Origin of the sequence: Jannaschia maritima (genome assembly GCF_030973515.1) — a bacterium.
GTDB classification, from domain to species: Bacteria; Pseudomonadota; Alphaproteobacteria; order Rhodobacterales; family Rhodobacteraceae; genus Jannaschia; species Jannaschia maritima.
On record NZ_JARGZA010000004.1, the window covers coordinates 192734 to 210202 of the forward strand.

At 73.4% G+C, this 17469-nt stretch carries 17 protein-coding genes; 8 read left to right on the plus strand and 9 right to left on the minus strand.

Going from position 1 to position 17469, the window contains the following annotated elements; translation table 11 throughout:
- Positions 1-39 precede the first annotated feature (39 nt).
- The 3 genes from P0084_RS05265 to ubiA all read right to left on the minus strand — a co-directional run bounded on the left by P0084_RS05265 (position 40) and on the right by ubiA (position 3326).
- Entirely contained in the window at positions 40-369 is a 330-nt protein-coding gene (locus P0084_RS05265; RefSeq protein WP_308915762.1) for a hypothetical protein, read from the minus strand.
- Complete coding sequence (locus P0084_RS05270; protein WP_308915763.1) at positions 366-2306, minus strand: OmpA family protein; 1941 nt, start codon at positions 2304-2306, stop codon at positions 366-368. The genes P0084_RS05265 and P0084_RS05270 overlap by 4 nt, the downstream gene beginning before the upstream one ends.
- A gap of 78 nt (positions 2307-2384) precedes the next feature.
- Positions 2385-3326, minus strand: a complete 942-nt coding sequence (ubiA, locus tag P0084_RS05275) for a 4-hydroxybenzoate octaprenyltransferase (RefSeq protein WP_308915764.1) — start codon at positions 3324-3326, stop codon at positions 2385-2387.
- 9 nt (positions 3327-3335) lie between these two features.
- Here ubiA and P0084_RS05280 point away from each other — a divergent pair, with 9 nt between their 5' ends.
- The 3 genes from P0084_RS05280 to P0084_RS05290 all read left to right on the plus strand — a co-directional run bounded on the left by P0084_RS05280 (position 3336) and on the right by P0084_RS05290 (position 6107).
- Positions 3336-4067: a 16S rRNA (uracil(1498)-N(3))-methyltransferase gene (locus P0084_RS05280; protein ID WP_308915765.1), complete on the plus strand. Its 732-nt coding sequence runs from the start codon at positions 3336-3338 to the stop codon at positions 4065-4067.
- A 106-nt stretch (positions 4068-4173) separates the two neighbouring features.
- A complete protein-coding gene (locus P0084_RS05285) occupies positions 4174-4686 on the plus strand; it encodes a hypothetical protein (RefSeq protein WP_308915766.1) in 513 nt (170 codons plus the stop codon).
- A gap of 50 nt (positions 4687-4736) precedes the next feature.
- Positions 4737-6107 carry a glutamate--cysteine ligase gene (locus P0084_RS05290; protein WP_308915767.1) on the plus strand — a complete coding sequence of 457 codons (1371 nt, stop codon included), beginning with the start codon at positions 4737-4739 and terminating at the stop codon, positions 6105-6107.
- 25 nt (positions 6108-6132) lie between these two features.
- Here P0084_RS05290 and P0084_RS05295 read toward each other — a convergent pair whose 3' ends face one another.
- The 6 genes from P0084_RS05295 to P0084_RS05320 all read right to left on the minus strand — a co-directional run bounded on the left by P0084_RS05295 (position 6133) and on the right by P0084_RS05320 (position 10263).
- The gene (locus tag P0084_RS05295) at positions 6133-6540 is read right to left on the minus strand and encodes a VOC family protein (protein ID WP_308915768.1); all 408 of its coding nucleotides are present in this window, start codon (positions 6538-6540) and stop codon (positions 6133-6135) included.
- A complete protein-coding gene (locus P0084_RS05300; RefSeq protein ID WP_308915769.1) occupies positions 6537-6806 on the minus strand; it encodes a hypothetical protein in 270 nt (89 codons plus the stop codon). The genes P0084_RS05295 and P0084_RS05300 overlap by 4 nt, the downstream gene beginning before the upstream one ends.
- A complete protein-coding gene (gene plsY, locus P0084_RS05305) occupies positions 6803-7411 on the minus strand; it encodes a glycerol-3-phosphate 1-O-acyltransferase PlsY (RefSeq protein WP_308915770.1) in 609 nt (202 codons plus the stop codon). Before plsY ends, P0084_RS05300 begins: the two co-directional genes overlap by 4 nt.
- On the minus strand, positions 7404-8672 hold the full coding sequence (pyrC, locus tag P0084_RS05310) for a dihydroorotase (RefSeq protein ID WP_308915771.1): 1269 nt from the start codon (positions 8670-8672) through the stop codon (positions 7404-7406). Before pyrC ends, plsY begins: the two co-directional genes overlap by 8 nt.
- Before the next feature lie 41 nt (positions 8673-8713).
- Entirely contained in the window at positions 8714-9244 is a 531-nt protein-coding gene (locus P0084_RS05315) for a hypothetical protein (protein ID WP_308915772.1), read from the minus strand.
- A gap of 86 nt (positions 9245-9330) precedes the next feature.
- On the minus strand, positions 9331-10263 hold the full coding sequence (locus tag P0084_RS05320) for an aspartate carbamoyltransferase catalytic subunit (protein WP_308915773.1): 933 nt from the start codon (positions 10261-10263) through the stop codon (positions 9331-9333).
- Positions 10264-10341: 78 nt separating this feature from the next.
- On the opposite strand from P0084_RS05320, the gene P0084_RS05325 reads away from it, so the two are divergent.
- From P0084_RS05325 to P0084_RS05345, 5 genes are all read left to right on the plus strand, one after another.
- Entirely contained in the window at positions 10342-11145 is an 804-nt protein-coding gene (locus P0084_RS05325) for a uracil-DNA glycosylase (RefSeq protein WP_308915774.1), read from the plus strand.
- Positions 11142-11966 (plus strand): glutathione-dependent disulfide-bond oxidoreductase, encoded by an 825-nt coding sequence (yghU, locus tag P0084_RS05330; RefSeq protein ID WP_308915775.1) that lies wholly within the window; start codon positions 11142-11144, stop codon positions 11964-11966. The genes P0084_RS05325 and yghU overlap by 4 nt, the downstream gene beginning before the upstream one ends.
- Complete coding sequence (gene moaB / locus P0084_RS05335; RefSeq protein WP_308915776.1) at positions 11959-12489, plus strand: molybdenum cofactor biosynthesis protein B; 531 nt, start codon at positions 11959-11961, stop codon at positions 12487-12489. Before yghU ends, moaB begins: the two co-directional genes overlap by 8 nt.
- A 146-nt stretch (positions 12490-12635) precedes the next feature.
- Positions 12636-14093, plus strand: coding sequence for an efflux RND transporter periplasmic adaptor subunit (locus P0084_RS05340; protein ID WP_308915777.1), 1458 nt, complete (start codon positions 12636-12638; stop codon positions 14091-14093).
- A complete protein-coding gene (locus P0084_RS05345; RefSeq protein ID WP_308915778.1) occupies positions 14093-17443 on the plus strand; it encodes an efflux RND transporter permease subunit in 3351 nt (1116 codons plus the stop codon). Before P0084_RS05340 ends, P0084_RS05345 begins: the two co-directional genes overlap by 1 nt.
- Positions 17444-17469: the final 26 nt, after the last annotated feature.

The window sequence follows — 17469 nt, forward strand, 5'->3', positions numbered from 1 at the left end:
CCCGGGCGCCCGGTGCGGAACCGCCGCCCGTGGCGCCCGTCACGCCTGCGCGTTCATGCTCTCGATATAGGCACGCAGGTCGCTCGATTCCCGGCGGGCCTCGCCCAGCCCTTCCATCGCGGCGCGCAGTTCGGCCTCCGTCTGGGTGAGCTTGCGCTCCAGCTCCGCCTCGCGATGGTGCAGGTAGGCGATGGCCTCGTCGCGCTGCTCCTCCGCGTCGTGGAGCTGCTGGGCCATGGTGTCGAGATCGGTCATCCCGTCCTGCGTGACCCGGCCGAGACGGCCCACCAGCCAGGACGCGAACCAGCCCAGCGCGAAGGCCAGGAACAGGATGACCGCGATGGCGACCACGAATTCGGTGCGGTTCATTCCTGCGCCTCCGTGCCTTCTTCGTCCTGCGCGGCAACCGCGTCTGCAGCGGTCGAATCCGCAGCGTCGGCCCCGGCCCCCGCATCGTCGTCGTCCGGCGCTGGCCCGTCGGGGTCGCGCGGCACGGGCTGTCCGGCCAGCGTGAACACGATCCGGCGGTTCGCCTCCCGCCCCGCTTCGGTGCCGTTGTCGGCGATGGGCTCCGACTCGCCGTAGCCGCGGGCGGTCAGCTGCGAGGGCGACAGGCCGCGTTCGATCAAGGCGGCGCGGACCGCTTCGGCGCGCTCCTGCGACAGTTCCTGGTTCATGACCTCGCGGCCCTGGCTGTCGGTGTGGCCGCCCACCTCGAACACCTCCCGGCGGCAATCGCGCAGGACCGTCACCAGGTCGGCCAGCACGTCCGCCGATTCGGTCGTCAGCACCGCCGCGCCGGGGGCGAAGGACAGCTTGTCCCCCGCCTGCGCCTCCGACAGGCGGGCCACGCATTCCTCCGGCGTGGGGATGTTCAGGGTGGGGTCCAGTTCCTCCGCATAGATTACGTCGATGCGGAAGTCCCCGTCCGCGCCCAGCCGGTCCGACAGCAGGCGCGCGATCTCGGCCTCCGCCGTCTGGCTGCCCGTGCGACCCCGGAGCGAGACCAGATCCTCGCGCACGAGGAGCGAGCCGTCGTTCAACTCGCCCAGCGCGGCCAGACCGGCCAGCACGCGCGCGGGCCATCCCTGCGGCAGCGTGTCGTCGAAGCGGGGCGCCAGCCGCGTGCCGTCCACGCCGAACAGCGCCCGCCCATAGGACGCGACCGCGGCCTCCTGGGTGCGGTCGCGCAGGCGGCCCCCCATTCGCACGGATCCGTTCGGTTCGCGCATGGCGGTGAAGACGGGGATCGTGCCGTCCTCGGCATCCTCGTCCTGCAGGGGGGCGGGGTTCAGGGCCGTCAGGGTGAAGATGCCCGGCAGGTCGGCGTCCAGCTCGGCGGCCAGGGCATCGAACGCGTCCGACGCGGTGCCCTCGGGCGCGACGAGGGTGACGTCGGCGTCCGACAGCGTCACGGCCCCGCCGCCGAGGGCGGCCACCGCCTCGATCGCGCGGGCCACGGCGTCGGGCCAGCTCGCCGACGGGGCGCCCAGGGCGACGGTGCATTCCGTGCTTTCCGGCGCGCCCGCGGCGCGGGCGGCCAGCAGGATGCGCCCCACCCCGCGCGCGCTGCCCGCCGCGCAGGCGTCGAACCGCGCGCCCGCCTCGTCCAGGACGAACCGCGTGGTGAAGGGGGCGATGACCGGACGGGGCGCGGCGATCTCGACGTCCACGCGCAGGCCGTCGGGCACGCCGCGCCGCAGCCCCGCCTCCAACCGTCGGCGTTCCTCGTCGCTGTCGGCGACCGCGGTGATGGCGACGTGGCCCGCGCCGACGCTGATCTTGGCCTGTTCCAGGTCGCGCAGGGCATTCATGGCGTATTCGACCGAACGGGCCCAGCCGGGGGGCACGGCGCGGTCCGCCGTCTCGACCATGTTGGTGACCTCGGCGTATCCGGTCAGCCCCTCCTCCAGGGCGTCGCGGCCGACGCCGCGCTCCGGCACCAGGCCGATCACGGAGATGCCCGCGTCGTTGCGCAGGATCTCCAATCCATAGCGGGGCGGCGGCTGGGGCGCGGCCGCCTCCACGTCCATGCCGTCGACGATGCGGGCGGGATCGACCACGCGCGCGGCCAGGGTGACGGCGCGCAGGCGCGCGGGCTCGTTCGGGGCGGTGCCCGTCAGGATCAGCTGCAGGCCGTCGGCCACGGGCGTGGCCCAGTCCTGGCCGCCGCGATCCAGCGCCTGTCCGACGGTGTCGACGGAATGCGACTCGACCCACAGCACGCCGAGATAGGCCCCCCCGGCGGAGGTGCCGGCGGCCAGCCCGAGGGCCACGATCGTGGCGAAGGTGCGCGTGCGGCTCATGTCCCGTCCCGTTCGATGCGGCGACTGCCTAGCCCGCGGGCCGGGGGGGTGCAATCGCGGGCGGCGGGGGCGCGCCGATCACACCAGCGGCGCCAGCAGGAAGGCCGGCAGGACCAGCAGGCCGGCGTCGCGGTTCGACCGGAACAGGTCCAGGCACGCGGCCGGGTCCCCGATGTCCAGCCGCCGCAGCTGCACGGCCAGGTGGCCCGCGAAGGCCAGGACGCCGACGGCGGGGACCACCGCCGCCAAGCCGTCAAGCGCCACGACCACGGCCAGGGCCATCGACCCGGCGGCGAGCATGGCGAAGCCCGCCAGCCACGGGCCCGGCCGGTCCCCGAACCGCCGCGCGGTGGACCGGACCCCGATCAGGGCGTCGTCCTCCGCGTCCTGATAGGCGTATATCGTATCGTAGAAGAGCGTCCAGGCGATGCCCGCGCCGTAGAGCAGGGCCGGCGCGGCGGACAGCGACCCGGCATAGGCGGCCCAGGCCAGCAGCGCGCCCCAGTTAAACGCGATGCCGAGGAACGCCTGCGGCCACCAGGTGAACCGCTTCGCGAACGGATAGACCGCGACCGGCACCAGCGACAGGACGCCCAGGCCGATCGCCGTCGGGTGGAAGGTCAGCAGGATGGCCAGCGAGACCAGCGCCTGGATCGCTAGCCATGCCAGCGCGCGTCGCACGGTGACCTGGCCCGACGGGATGGGGCGGGACCGGGTGCGCGCGACCCGGGCGTCGATGTCCCGGTCGGTCACGTCGTTCCACGTGCAGCCCGCGCCGCGCATCAGGAACGCGCCCAGGGCGCAGCCCAGGGCGATCCACGCCCCCTCCCACCGCCAGCCGAGTGTGGCGCCGGCCAGGGTCAGCGACCACAGGCAGGGCAGCAGCAAAAGCCATGTCCCGACCGGCCGGTCCGCCCGCGACAGGCGCAGATAAGGGCGGAGCCAGGCGGGCGCCCGGGCGTCCACCCAGTTACCCCGGACCGCATCGGCCACCTGTCCCCCGCCGCCCGCTTCTGTCATGACGCCCCCATGGTTCGCCTGCACCTAGAGCATCCCCTGCATCCGGGGCAATCGGTCCCCCTGACCCCTGCGCAGGCGCATTACCTGGGCAACGTCATGCGCCTGAAACCGGGCGACGCGTTCGAAGGGTTCGACGGCGCGACCGGCGCCCATGCCATGACGGTCGAAGGGCTGGCCAAGCGCGGCGGGACCGCGCGGGTGGGCGAGCGCACCGCCCCCCAGCGGAACCCGCCCGACCTGTGGCTGGTCTTCGCGCCCATCAAGAAGGCCCGCACCGACTTCATCGTCGAGAAGGCCACCGAGCTGGGCGTGGCGCGCATCCTGCCCGTGCAGACGGCGCGCACCAACGCGGACCGCATCCGCCAGGACCGCCTGCAAGCCCACGCGGTGGAGGCGGCGGAGCAATGCGGCGGCACATACGTCCCCGCGGTGGAGGCGCTGCAACCACTCGGCCGGTTGCTGGACGCCTGGCCCCCGGACCGCGCCCTGGTCTTCGCCGACGAGGCCCTGTCGGGCGACCCCGACTGGCGCGGCGAGGGGGAGGCCGCGGCCGCGCTGCCCCCCGCACCGGCCGCCGTGCTGATCGGCCCGGAGGGCGGCTTCGCCCCGGAGGAACGCCTCCGCATCCGCGCGGCGCCCCAGGCCGCGCCCCTGGCTCTGGGGCCCCGCATCCTGCGCGCCGACACCGCCGCGGTGGCCGCCCTGACGCTGTGGCAGGCGGCGCGGGGGGACTGGAGGTGACGGCGCGTGCCGTGCCCGTCCGACCGTTCGCGTCGCCTATCCGTGTCGTGGCGGACGGACGCAACGCGTTTGCCGCCCCGGCGATGTGCCGCCGCAGGAACGTTCCGTGATCCGCCCGGACGCCGCCGCGACCCTCCACCGTTGGCGTGAGGCTGGGCTGGGGGCGTTCGGCGTCGTGCTGGGCCTTTGGCTGTGGGCGACGACGTTCGGCCTGCCCGCCCTTCTGGGCCTGGCGCTGGCGGTGGTGGGTGCCGTCCTGCTGCTGTCCGGCCTGCGCCGGGCTCTGTTCGACACGGGCGCCCGGGCGCCGGGCGTGGTCACGGTGGACGAGGGGCGCATCACATACATGGGGCCGGTGATGGGCGGGACCGTCGCGCTCGACGACCTGACGGAGGTGGCCCATCGCCGCAGCACGTCCGAGGACGCGTTCTGGCGGTTGTCGGCGGACGGGCAGGCGCCGGTCTTCGTCCCCGCGGGCGCCCTGGGCGCGGACGCCCTGCCCGACGCCCTGGCGCCCCTGCCGGGCTTCGACGCCATCGCCATGGTCCGCGTGTCGCGCCGCACGGATCGCGGCACCGTGATCGTGTGGCGCAGGCCGGGTCGCGCGGCCTTGACCTGACCGGTGCGGCGCTTCAGGTGGTCCGGGCCATTCAGGCAGCGGAGGCCGCCATGTCCATTCCCCAATCCGGCGGCGGCCCCATCACGGACCGGTCCCAGCTCGCGGAATACATGGAATCGGGCTGCAAGCCCAAGGCCGATTGGCGCATCGGGACCGAGCACGAGAAGTTCGGCTTCTGCGCTGACAGCCTGGCGCCCCTGCCCTATGACGGGGAACGCTCGATCCACGCGGTGCTGTCCGGCCTGCGCGACCGCTATGGCTGGGCCGAGGTGCGGGAGGGCGGCAAGCTGATCGGCCTGCAGAAGGGCGGCGCGAACGTGTCGCTGGAGCCGGGCGGCGCGCTGGAGCTGTCGGGCGCCCCGGTCGAGACGATCCACCAGACCTGCGACGAGGTGAACGAGCATCTGCGCGAGGTGCGCAGCGTGGCCGACGGGATCGGCGTGCGCTTCATCGGCTTGGGCGCCGCGCCGATCTGGACGCACGACGAGATGCCGTTGATGCCCAAGGGCCGCTACGAGCTGATGGACGCCTACATGGGCAAGGTCGGCACGATGGGGCGCACGATGATGCGGCGAACCTGCACCGTGCAGGTCAACCTGGACTTCGGCAGCGAGGCCGACATGGTCAAGAAGCTGCGCGTCGCCCTGGCGCTGCAACCGGTCGCGACCGCGCTCTTCGCCAACTCGCCGTTCTTCGAGGGCAAGCCCAACGGCCACGTGTCCTGGCGGTCCCGCGTGTGGCGGGATCTGGATGCAGACCGCACGGGGATCCCCGCCTTCGTGTTCGAGGACGGCTTCGGGTTCGAGGCCTGGGTGGACTATGCGCTCGATGTGCCGATGTACTTCGTTTATCGCGACGGGCGCTACATCGACGCGCTGGGGATGTCGTTCCGCGACTTCATGCGGGGCGAGCTGCCCGCCCTGCCGGGCGAGGTCGCGACCCTGTCGGACTGGGCGGATCACCTGACCACCCTGTTCCCCGAGGCGCGCATCAAGAAGTACATGGAGATGCGGGGCGCGGACGGCGGCCCGTGGCGGCGCCTGTGCGCCCTGCCCGCCTTCTGGGTCGGCCTGCTCTATGACGAGGCGGCGCTGGACGCGGCCTGGGATCTGGCGAAGGGCTGGGACCAGGCGACGCGGGACGGTCTGCGCGTCGCCGCCAGCGTCGACGGCCTGCGCGCGACGGTGGGCGACGTCGCCATGCACGACCTGGCGCGGCAGGCGGTGGACATCGCCCATGCGGGCCTTCGCGCCCGCGCCGTGCCGGGCGCCAACGGTCTGATCGTCGACGAGACGCACTTCCTGTCCGCCCTGCGCGAAAGCGTCGAGACGGGCAAGACGCCGGCGGACGAGCTTCTGGACGATTACCACGGCCCTTGGAACGGCGACCTGACGCGCATCTATGCCGAGCGGGCGTACTGACCGGAGGGTCGCCGACGTTCCGCCGTCAGTCGTGCAGGCGCATGCCCGGCGGCGGGTCGCGCCGATAGCGGTCCAGGCGCGTGGCCAGGGTGCCCACGTGGATCTCCAACCGGTGACCGTCCGGGTCCAGGAAATAGAACGACGCCCCTTCGCTGCGGTTCTCGCGCCAGGGCGCCGCATGCATGGCGACGCGGTCGCGCAGGGCTTCGAAGTCCCCCGCCCCGACGTCGAACGCCATGTGGGTATAGTCCGGGTGCGGCCGGTCGCGGGCCGCGTCGTCCACCGAAAGGCACAGCCATAGCGTCCCGGCCTCCAGATAGGCCCCCGTCGGCCAGTCGGCGGCGACGCGAAGGCCCAGCACGTCGCGGTAGAACGCCAGCGACCGGTCCAGGTCGGACACCGCCAGCGTCACGTGATTCAGCCCCCGGATCACGCCTCCGCCACCGTCACGTCGGCGACGAAGCGCGCCACCTTCTCGGCCGGCATCTCGCACGGCTTCAGGCGGGGCCCGGTGGCCAGGCGGTAGAGGTTCAGGCTGACGTAGTCGCCCCCGTCCAGACGGCGGGCGACCAGCTTCTCGGACGCGCCGCCCGCGAACAGCGACCGCGTGGCGATCCAGTCGTGACCCAGCGCGCGGGCGCGGAACGTCCCCAGCGGAAGGGCGTCCAGCCGGTCGGCCACGTCCTGCGCGCGGGTCACGTCCTCGATCGCCCGATGCGCGGCTCGGTCCCGGCCAGGAGGCGGCGGATGTTGGAATGGTGGAACGCGACGATCAGGCCCGCCAGCACGACCGTCAGGACGACCGTGTCGGGGGCCAGCCAAACGGCCAGGACCGGCGCGGCGGCGCAGGCGACCAGGGCCGCGAGCGACGAGATGCGCAGCGCCGCCGCCGTTCCCACCCAGGCCAGCGCCATGCCCAGCGCCATCGGGGGCGACAGGACGGCGAAGATCCCCAGGCCCGTCGCGACCGACTTGCCGCCCCGAAACCGCAGGAAGACCGAGTAGGCATGGCCAAGCAGCGCCGCCAGGGCCGCGACCTGTGCTGCGTCCCGCCCGACGGATGCCTGCGCCAGCAAAACGGCGACGCCGCCCTTGCCCGCGTCGCCCAGCAGCGTCAGGATCGCGGCAAGCTTGTTTCCGGTGCGCAGCACGTTGGTCGCGCCGATGCTGCCCGACCCGATCTTGCGCAGGTCGCCCAGGCCGAACAGACGGGCCATCACGATGCCGAAGGGCACCGATCCCAGCAAGTAGGCCAGCAGCGCCACGATCAGCAGCGTGGCCGGGGCCGCCGCGAGGTCAGGCATGCGCGCGCTCGCGCTCGAAGACGCGCTCGCCCCCGACCCAGGTGGCCAGCACCCGTCCCTGCAGGCGCGCGCCGTCGAACGGCGTGTTCTTCGCCTTCGACCGCAACGCCCAGCGGTCCAGCACGAAGGGCGCGTCGGGGTCGAACAGGACTAGGTCGGCGGGCGCGCCCGGCTCCAAGGTGCCGCCGGGCAGGCCCAGGATGCGGGCGGGGTTCAGCGACAGCGCGCGCCACAGCGACGGCAGGTCCAGGTGCCCCGCATGGACGAGGCGCATGGCGGCGGGCAGCATCGTTTCCAGCCCCACAGCGCCCGGGGCCGCGTCCTGGAACGGCAGGCGCTTCGATTCCTCGTCCTGCGGCGTGTGGAACGAGCCGATCACGTCGATCGTCCCGTCCGCCACCGCGTCCACGGCGGCCAGGCGGTCGTCCTCGTCCCGCAGGGGCGGCGTCAGCTTGAAGAAGGTGCGGAAGTCGGCCACGTCGAGCGCATTGAGCGTCAGGTGGTGGATCGACACCCCCGCCGTGACCGGCAGCCCCCCCGCCTTGGCCCGGCGCAGGGCATCCAGCGCGGTCGCCGTCGTGACCTGATCGGCGTGCCAGCGCGCGCCGGCCTGCTCCACCAGGGCGAGGTCGCGCTCCAAACCCATGCGCTCCGCGATGGCCGGCACCGCGGGCAGGCCGCGCAGGGACGCGAACTTGCCCGCCGTGGCGCAGGCGCCCGCCGACAGGGTCGGCTCCTGCGGGTGGCCGACCACGAGCGCGCCGAGCGAACGGGCATAGGACAGGCAGCGCAGCAAGACGCGCGCGTCGCGCACCACCGCGTCGGCATCGGTGAAGGCCACCGCGCCGCGCGCGGCCAGGAACCCCATCTCGGTCATCTGGCGCCCGCCGCGGGCCTGGGTCAGCGCGGCCATGTGGTGGACGCGGACGCGGGCGGCGGCGGACAGGGCGGTCGCGTGGGCCAGGGCCTCCGGGCCGTCCAGGGCGGGGGCCGTGTCGGGGCGGCAGACCATCGTGGTCACGCCCCCGGCCGCGGCCGCCAGCCCCGCCGTGCGATACGATTCCTTGTGCCGCTCCCCCGGCTCGCCGATCTTGACGCCCCAATCGACGATGCCCGGCGCCAGGCACCGGCCCCGGCATTCCACCACCTGCGCCGCGGGCCCGGGCGAAGCGATCGCCCCGTCCACCACGCGCAGGTCGCCGCGGCGCTCGACCCCCGCGACGGGATCGATCAGGCGGGCGTCGGTGAACAGGGTCGCCATGGGCGCGCCCTAGCGCGCGGTGCGGCGTGGCGCAATCGCGGTCAGGTGGCCAGAAGCACCAGCAGCGCGGCCAGCACCACGGCGCCCAGCACGATCCAGACGATCGTCCTGTTGCCCATCGTCGGCCCGGTGGAGGCGGCGGGCGTGGCCGGCCGCGACGCCGGCTCCGCGGGGGGCAGATCGCGCGGGGCGGCGTCGGGCTGCTCGGGCTGGTACGCGCCGACATGGGTCAGGTGCGGCGCGGGGTCCAGTTCGCGCACCCCCTCCACCGCGCGGGGCGACAGGACGATCACGTCGCCCGACAGGTGGTCCAGCTTGGCCGCGTCCCCCGCCATCGCCTCGCGCGGCACGTCGTGGGCCTGCGCCACGTAGTCCCGCAGCCCCATTCCCGCGATGTCCTTCACGGCGAAGACCTCCGCATGGGTCGTGTCCACCTCCGCGCCCAGGGCGCGGCGGAGGGCCGCGCCGTCGGCCCCCGCCGCGAGAAAGGTCTGGTGCGGGATCGGATCGCCCCCTTCCGACACGGAGAAGACGTGGACGCGGGTGTCGCGGGGGGGCAGTTCGATGGGCATGGGACGGTCCGGGATCTCGTGGTCTGACGATCGACCAACGCGCCGGAACGGGGGGTGGGTCCATCCCCGCCCCCGCCGGTGCGCCGTCACCCCGCCCGCAGATGCCGCGTCAGCAGGTCCATCGCGGCCATGCGGACGGCCACGCCCATCTCCACCTGCTCCTGGATGACGGACCGGTTGATGTCGTCGGCCAGCGTACCGTCGATCTCCACCCCGCGGTTCATCGGTCCCGGATGCATCACGATGGCGTCCGCCTTGGCGCCGGACAGCTTCGCCGCGTCCAGCCCATAGCGGTGGTAGTATTCCCGCTCCGACGGCACGAAGGCGCCGTCCATCCGCTCGCGTTGCAGGCGCAGCATCATCACCACGTCGGCGTCGCGCAATCCGCTCTCCATGTCGTGGCACACCTCCACCCCCCACTCGGCGGCGCCCGCGGGGATCAGGGTGGGCGGCCCGACCAGGCGCAGCCGGTTCTCCATCTTGCCCAGGAGGTGCAGGTTGGACCGCGCCACGCGGCTATGGGCGATGTCGCCGCAGATCGCGACCGTCAGGCGGTGCAGGCGACCCTTCTTGCGGCGGATCGTCAGCGCGTCGAGCAGGGCCTGGGTGGGATGCTCGTGCCGTCCGTCGCCCGCGTTCAGCACGGCGCAATCGACCTTCTGCGCCAACAGGTCCACCGCGCCGGACGCCGGGTGGCGCACGACAAGCAGGTCGGGCCGCATGGCGTTGAGCGTCAGCGCCGTGTCGATCAGCGTCTCGCCCTTGCTGACGCTGGAGGCCTGCATCGCCATGTTCATCACGTCCGCGCCCAGGCGCTTGCCCGCGATCTCGAAGCTGGCCTGCGTGCGGGTCGAGTTCTCGAAGAACATGTTGATCTGCGTCAGCCCATGCAGCGCGTCCCAGTGCTTGCGCCCGCCCCGCATCGCGTCCGCATAGTCCTGCGCCAGATCCAGCAGGGCCACGATCTCGGGCGGGGCCAGGGGGGCGATTCCCAGCAGGTGGCGGTGGCGGAACGTCATGGCGCGGCTTGTGGCGGGCGGGCGGGCCCCTGGCAAGCCGTCTGGCATCCCCCCGCGGGTGACGCTAACCCATCCGTCATGGCGATCGACGTCGACACCCTGGATCCGGCCACCGCCCGCGCCCTGCTGGACTGGCAGCTCGAGATGGGCGTCGATTGCGCGCTGGGCCCCGGCCCGATCGACCGCTTCGCCCTGCCCGACCGGATGCCGCGGGGCGGCACGTCCCAGCAAGCCCCCGTGCCGGCCTCCGACGCCGTGGACCCCGCGACGGAAGCCGTCCGCCTGGCGGCCGCGCCCGCCGACCTGGCCGCCCTGCACGACGCGGTGGCCGCGTATCCCCATTGCGACCTGCGCCGGGGCGCGCCCGCCCCGCTGCTGGGCGATGGGCCGGCACGGGCGCGCGTCATGCTGCTGCGCGGGGCCCCCGACCGGGACGCCGTCCGCGCCGGGCGCGCCTGGGGCGGCACGCAGGGCGCGCTGCTCGACCGGATGCTGGCCGCCATCGGACTGTGCCGCGACTCCGACGCGGGGGCACGGGGGGTCCGCTCCGCCCTCCTGGTGCCGTGGAACCCGCCCGGGGACCGCGACCCCACCCCGGCGGAGGTGGCGATGATGCGGCCCTTCCTCGACCGCCAGATCGCGCTGGTGGATCCCGAAGTCCTGATCCCCACGGACCGCCTGACCTGCGACGTGCTGCTGGGCGACCGCGACGTCCGGTCCCTGCGCGGCGCCTGGGCGGAGGCGGCGGATCGCGCCGTCTTGCCGATGCTGCCGCCGTCCTATCTGTTGCGGCATGCGGACGCGAAGCGTCTGGCCTGGCGCGACCTCCTCGAACTCGATGCGCGCCTGCGCCCGCACACCCCCATTGGAGCATCCTCATGACGTACACCCCCCCGAAGGTCTGGACCTGGGACTCCGACTCGGGCGGCCAGTTCGCCAACATCAACCGTCCGGTCAGCGGCCCGACCAAGGACGTGGACCTGCCGGTGGGCCGGCATCCCTATCAGCTCTATTCCCTCGCCACCCCCAACGGCGTGAAGGTCACGATCCTATTCGAGGAGCTGATCGAGGCGGGCCACCCGGTCGAGTACGACGCCTGGCTGATCGACATCGGCGAGGGCGACCAGTTCGGATCGGGCTTCGTGGACGTGAACCCCAACAGCAAGATCCCCGCCCTGTTCGACCGCACCGACGGGGCGAACGTCCGGGTCTTCGAATCGGGCGCGATCCTGCTGCACCTGGCCGAACGCCACGGCGCGTTCCTGGGCGCCGACCGGCCGGAGATGCTGTCCTGGCTGTTCTGGCAGATGGGCAGCGCGCCCTTCCTGGGCGGGGGCTTCGGGCACTTCTACCACTATGCGCCCGAGAAGCTGGAATACCCGATCAACCGCTACGCGATGGAGGCGAAGCGCCAGTTGGACGTGCTGGACAAGCGGTTGGAGGACGTCGAATGGGTGGCGGGCGGCGACTATACCATCGCCGACATGGCGATCTGGCCCTGGTACGGTCAGGTCGTCCTGGGCCGCCTGTACGGGGACGCCGCGACCTTCCTTTCGGTGGACGACTATCCCCACGTGAAAGCCTGGGCCGAGCGCATCGACGCCCGCCCCGCCGTGCGCCGGGGCCGCATGGTGAACCGCAACTTCGGCGACGACGTAAGCCTGAAGCTGCCCGAACGCCATTCGCGCGACGACTTTGCCTGACCGGACCTTCCTGCCCTGCCGCATCGCGGTGCTGACCGTGTCGGACACGCGGACGGTCGCGGACGACCGGTCGGGCGACGTGCTGTGCGACCGGCTGCGGGAGGCCGGGCACGTCCTGGCCGACCGCGACATCGTGCCCGACGACCGCGTGGCCATCGCCGAGCACCTGACGCGCTGGATCGGGCAGGACGGCGTGGACGTGGTGCTGACCACGGGTGGCACCGGGCTGACGGGGCGCGACGTGACGGTGGAGGCGCACCGCGACGTGTACGAAAAGGAGATCGACGCCTTCGCCACGATGTTCACGATCGTCAGCATGGGCAAGATCGGCACCTCCGCCGTGCAGTCGCGCGCCTGCGCGGGCGTGGCGGGCGGGACGTACCTGTTCGCGCTGCCCGGCTCGCCCGGGGCGTGCCGGGACGCGTGGGACGAGATCCTGGTCCACCAGCTCGATTACCGCCACATGCCCTGCAACTTCGTCGAGATCATGCCCCGCCTGGACGAGCATCTGCGACGGAAGTGACGCCCCCGCGCGGGACGCCGGGGGGACGGCGGCTCGGGTTCGTCCCGGGGACGCGAAGACCGGGGGCACCCGTCCCGCAGGCCATCCATTCACGAAACCGTGCCCGCCCGGTTCGGAATCCCCCGCCCCCGCCTTATCTCTCCCCCATGCGATTCCTGTCCCGCAGCCTGACCGCGCTCTTCCTGGCGGCCCTGACCGTGACCTTGCTGGCCTGGGCGGTGCAGGTCACGCTGTCGGCGCTCGCGGAACGCGGCGGGGACGGCGGCCCCGGCCGCCCCGTCGAGGAACGCAGCTTTCGCGCCGCGGTGGTGGACCTGACCCCGCAGGACGTGACCCCCGTCCTGTCCGCCTTCGGCGAGGTCCGCGCCGCGCGCACGTTGGAGCTGCGCGCGCCTGCGGGCGGCCGCGTGGTCGAACTGTCGGATGCCTGGGCCGACGGGGGCCGGGTCGCGGCGGGCGACGTGCTGCTGCGCCTGGACCCCGCCGACGCGGAGGCCGCAGCCGCCCTGGCCCGGGCCGACCTGTCCGGGGCGCAGGCCGACCTGCGCGTCGCCCGCACCGCCGCCGACCTCGCCCGGCAGGAGCTTGACGGCGCGGAGGCGCAGCGCGACCTCCAGGCGCAGGCGCTCGACCGGGCCCGCGACCTGTCGCAGCGGGGCATCGGCGCGGCGGCCACGGTCGAAGCGGCGGAGCTGGCGCTGCAGGCCGCGCGCCAGACCGTCCTGACCCGTCGGGGCGCGCTGGCCACCGCCGAGGCGCGCATCGACGCCGCCATCCTCGCCGTGGAACGCGCCCGCATCGCCCTGGACCAGGCGGAGCGCGACTTGGCCGACCGGACGCTGACGGCCGCCTTCGACGGCATCCTGTCGGATGTGGGCGTGCGCGTGGGCGGCCTCGTCGCGGTGAACGAAGGTCTCGGCACGCTTCTCGATCCGAGCGCCCTGGAGGTCGCGTTCCGCCTGTCCACGACGCAGTTCGTCCGCCTGGGCGGACCCGATGGCGACGTCACCGGCGCACCCGTCCGCGCCGTGCTGGACGCGCTGGGGCTGGATCTGGACACGACCGGCCGCATCGTGCGCGAGGCCGCTGTCGTGGCCGAGGGCCGCACCGGGCGGGAGGTGTTCGCCCGCCTCGATCCCGCCCCGGGATTCCGCCCCGGCGACTTCGTCCGGGTCGAGATCCGCGAACCCGTCCTGTCGGACGTCTTCGTCGTTCCGGCGACGGCCGTCGCCACCGACGGCACGCTTCTGCTGGTCGGGGACGGGAACAGGCTAAAACGGGCCGGCGCCACCGTGCTGCGACGCCAGGGCGACGACGTGATCGTCGCGGGCGACGGGCTCGCCGGGCGGCAGGCGGTCGCGCTGCGCGGTCCCGCGCTGGGTCCCGGCATCCTGGTCGACCCCATCGCCCCGGGCGCAGGCACCGACCCGCCGCCCCTGCCGGACCTGGTGGAGCTGGACCCCGAACGGCGCGCGCGCTTGATTGCCTTCGTGGAGGGCGGCCGCATGCCCGCCGAGGTCAAGGAGCGTCTGGTCGCCAGCCTGCAGCAGGACCGCGTGCCCGCCGACGTGGTGGCGCGCATCGAAGGGCGGATGGGCGGCTGATGCTGCGGCACTTCACCCGCCACCGCACCCTGGCCAACCTCCTGATGGTGCTGATGATCGCGGCCGGCACGCTGGCGATCCCCAACATGCGGGCGCAGTTCTTCCCCGACGTCGTCAGCGAATCGATCACCATCACCACCCGGTGGGACGGCGCGGGCGCGCAGGACGTGGACCGCGGGATCGTGCAGGTGCTGCTGCCCGGCATCCTCGGCATCGACGGCGTATCCGACGTCTCCGCCACGGCGCAGGAAGGGTCCGCCTCGATCACGGCCGAGTTCGCGCCAGGCCAGGACATGACGCAGGCCGCCGCCGACATGCAGGAGTCGGTCGATTCCGTCACCGACCTGCCGGAGGACGCCGACGACCCCCGCGTGCGCCAGGGCAACTGGTGGGACCGCGTCACCGACGTCGTCATCAGCGGCCCCATCGGGGTGGAGCAGCTGGCCCGCTTCGCGGACGGGTTCAACGAACAGCTGTTCGCGGCCGGCGTGACCCGCACCACCCTGCGGGGCGTGGCCGCGCCCTCCGTCACGGTGGAGGTGCCGTCCGAATTACTGCAGCGCCACGCCCTCGGCTTGGCCGAGATCGCCGCCGCCATCCGCGCCGAGGCCACCGCCGCCCCCGTGGGCGACGTCACCGGCGCGGACGCGCGCGTCCGGGCGGGCGCCAACCGCCGCACCGCGGAGGAGGTCGCCGCGATCGTACTGCGCCGCGACGCGGACGGGGCCACGCTGACCGTGGGCGACGTGGCCGTCGTGCGCACCCGCGGCGCCGACCGCGAGCGGGCCTACTTCGTGGACGGGAACCCGGCGGTCACGATGCGGGTCGACCGCTCCGCCGACGGGGACGCCATCGCGCTGCAGCGCATCGTCGAGCGGGAGGCCGCGGCCGCGCTGGACGGCGCGCCCGACGGCGTGCGCATCGACCTGATCAACACCCGGGCGGAGGCCATCACCGGTCGCATCGGCGTCCTGGTGGACAACGCCGTCACGGGCCTCGCGCTGGTGGTGGCGCTGCTGTTCCTGTTCCTGAACGTGCGCACCGCGTTCTGGGTCGCGGCCGGCATCCCCACCGCCCTGATGGCCGCGCTGGCGCTGATGTGGGCGGCGGGCCTGACGATCAACATGATCAGCCTGTTCGCCCTGATCATCACGCTGGGCATCGTCGTGGACGACGCCATCGTCGTGGGCGAGCACGCCGACTGGCGCGCCCGGCACCTGCGCGAGCCGCCCGTCCAGGCCGCCGAGAACGCGGCGCGGCGCATGTTCACCCCCGTCCTGTCCGCCACGCTGACCACCGTGATCGCCTTCTTCGGGCTGGTCGCGATCGGGGGGCGGTTCGGCAACCTGATCGCCGACATCCCGTTCACCGTGATCGCGGTGCTGATCGCGTCCCTGGTGGAATGCTTCCTGATCCTGCCGCATCACATGGCCGGCGCGCTTCGCCACATGGCGCGCGAGACGTGGTACGACGCCCCGTCGCGCGTGGTGAACCGCGGCTTCGACTGGTTCCGCGACACGCTCTTCCGCCCGCTCGTCCGCCTGTTCGTCACCGCCCGCTATGCCGTGGTCGCGGGTGCCGTCGTCCTGCTGGCCAGCCAGGCCGCCCTGTTCCTGACGGGCGAGGTGCAGTGGCGCTTCTTCAACGCCCCGGAGCGTAGCAGCGTCACCGGCAACTTCGCCATGCGCGACGAGGCCACGCGCGAGGACAGCATGGCGCAGCTGCGCGAGATGCAGCGCGCCGTCGCCGCCATATCCGACCGCTACGCCGACGAGTACGGCGCCGACCCCGTCAGGTTCGTGCTGGGCGAGGTCGGCGGCAATTCGGGCCGCGGGCTGGCCAGCGCGGACGACAAGGACCCCGACCAACTGGGCGGCCTGTCGATCGAACTGATCGACGCCGACCTGCGCCCCTATTCCGCCTTCGCCCTCGTGGCCGACCTGCAGGACGAGGTGCGTCAGCTTCCCCTGACGGAGGAGATCAGCTTCCGCGGATGGCGCGGCGGGCCGGGGGGCGATGCCCTGTCGGTCCGCTTCTCGGGCGCGGACATCCCCGTCCTGAAGGCCGCCGCGGAGGACCTGAAGGCCGCCGTCGCCCGCTTCCCGGAAGTGTCGGGCGTGCAGGACAGCCTGCCCTACGACCGCGACGAGCAGATCCTGACCCTGACCCCGCAGGGCCAGGCCCTGGGCTTCGACATCGCGGCCCTGTCGCGCACGCTGCGCGACCGCCTGTCGGGGATCGAGGCGGCCAGCTTCCCCGTGGGACCCCGCACCGGCACGATCCGGGTCGAGCTGCCCCCGGGCGACGTGCGGGCCGACTTCCTCGATACGCTGCGGCTGACCGCGCCGGGCGGGGCCGACGTGGCCCTGGCCGACATCGTCACCGTCGAGGTGCGGCAGGGCTTCGCCCGCATCCTGCGCGAGGACGGGGTCGCGGTCGTCACCGTCACGGGCGACATGGACCAGGACGACGCCGCGCGCGCCGCCGAGATACGCGACAGCCTGTCGGACGACATCCTGCCCGCCATCGCCGCCACCCACCGGGTCGACTGGTCGCTGGGCGGCCTGGCCGAGCAGGAGCGTGCCTTCCTGACCGACGCCACCGTCGGACTGGTGGCCTGCCTCCTGGGGATATACCTGGTCCTGGCCTGGATCTTCGCGTCCTGGTCGCGCCCCGCCGTCATCATGGCGGTCATCCCCTTCGGGCTGATCGGGGCGATCTGGGGCCATTGGTGGTGGGACGTGCCGCTGTCGATGTTCAGCGTCGTGGGCCTGATCGGCATGACGGGCATCATCATCAACGATTCCATCGTGCTGGTGACGTCCGTGGACGAGCACGGGTGCGACCGGGCGCTGATCCCCGCGATCCAGGCCGCCGTCGCCGACCGCCTGCGCCCGGTCCTGCTGACCACCCTGACCACCGTGCTGGGCCTGACGCCGCTGCTCTACGAGACGTCGGTCCAGGCCCAGTTCCTGCGCCCCACCGTCATCACGCTGGTCTATGGGCTGGGGTTCGGGATGCTCCTGGTGCTGGTGCTGGTGCCCGCCCTCCTGGCCATCGGCGGCGACACCACGCGGGCCTGGCGCGCGCTGGGCCGCGCCGCCCGCCTGCCCCGCCGCCGCCGGGGCCGGGGCGCGGGGCTGGCGGTGATGGGGCTGGCCGCGATCCTCGCCGGCTGGGCCGTCGCCACCCTGGGCTTCGCCGCGGCGAACCGCCCCCTGCCGCTCGGCCTGCCCGCCGACGGCATGGCGGAGGCCGCCGCCCTGTTCCTGAGCGGCACGGCCATCGCGCTGACGCTGGCGTGGATCGCGGGCGCGGCCGTCCTCCTGCGTCGCTCGCGTCCGTCCTAGCGCCTCTCCGCCGACCGCCCGGACGC

Excerpts from the sequence above, each read along its gene's own strand:
- P0084_RS05265 (WP_308915762.1), bottom strand. The coding sequence starts at position 369 with ATGAACCGCACCGAATTCGTGGTCGCCATCGCGGTCATCCTGTTCCTG.
- P0084_RS05270 (WP_308915763.1), bottom strand. The coding sequence starts at position 2,306 with ATGAGCCGCACGCGCACCTTCGCCACGATCGTGGCCCTCGGGCTGGCC.
- ubiA (WP_308915764.1), bottom strand. The coding sequence starts at position 3,326 with ATGACAGAAGCGGGCGGCGGGGGACAGGTGGCCGATGCGGTCCGGGGT.
- P0084_RS05280 (WP_308915765.1), top strand. The coding sequence starts at position 3,336 with ATGGTTCGCCTGCACCTAGAGCATCCCCTGCATCCGGGGCAATCGGTC.
- P0084_RS05290 (WP_308915767.1), top strand. The coding sequence starts at position 4,737 with ATGTCCATTCCCCAATCCGGCGGCGGCCCCATCACGGACCGGTCCCAG.
- plsY (WP_308915770.1), bottom strand. The coding sequence starts at position 7,411 with ATGCCTGACCTCGCGGCGGCCCCGGCCACGCTGCTGATCGTGGCGCTG.
- pyrC (WP_308915771.1), bottom strand. The coding sequence starts at position 8,672 with ATGGCGACCCTGTTCACCGACGCCCGCCTGATCGATCCCGTCGCGGGG.
- P0084_RS05315 (WP_308915772.1), bottom strand. The coding sequence starts at position 9,244 with ATGCCCATCGAACTGCCCCCCCGCGACACCCGCGTCCACGTCTTCTCC.
- P0084_RS05320 (WP_308915773.1), bottom strand. The coding sequence starts at position 10,263 with ATGACGTTCCGCCACCGCCACCTGCTGGGAATCGCCCCCCTGGCCCCG.
- P0084_RS05325 (WP_308915774.1), top strand. The coding sequence starts at position 10,342 with ATGGCGATCGACGTCGACACCCTGGATCCGGCCACCGCCCGCGCCCTG.
- yghU (WP_308915775.1), top strand. The coding sequence starts at position 11,142 with ATGACGTACACCCCCCCGAAGGTCTGGACCTGGGACTCCGACTCGGGC.
- P0084_RS05340 (WP_308915777.1), top strand. The coding sequence starts at position 12,636 with ATGCGATTCCTGTCCCGCAGCCTGACCGCGCTCTTCCTGGCGGCCCTG.
- P0084_RS05345 (WP_308915778.1), top strand. The coding sequence starts at position 14,093 with ATGCTGCGGCACTTCACCCGCCACCGCACCCTGGCCAACCTCCTGATG.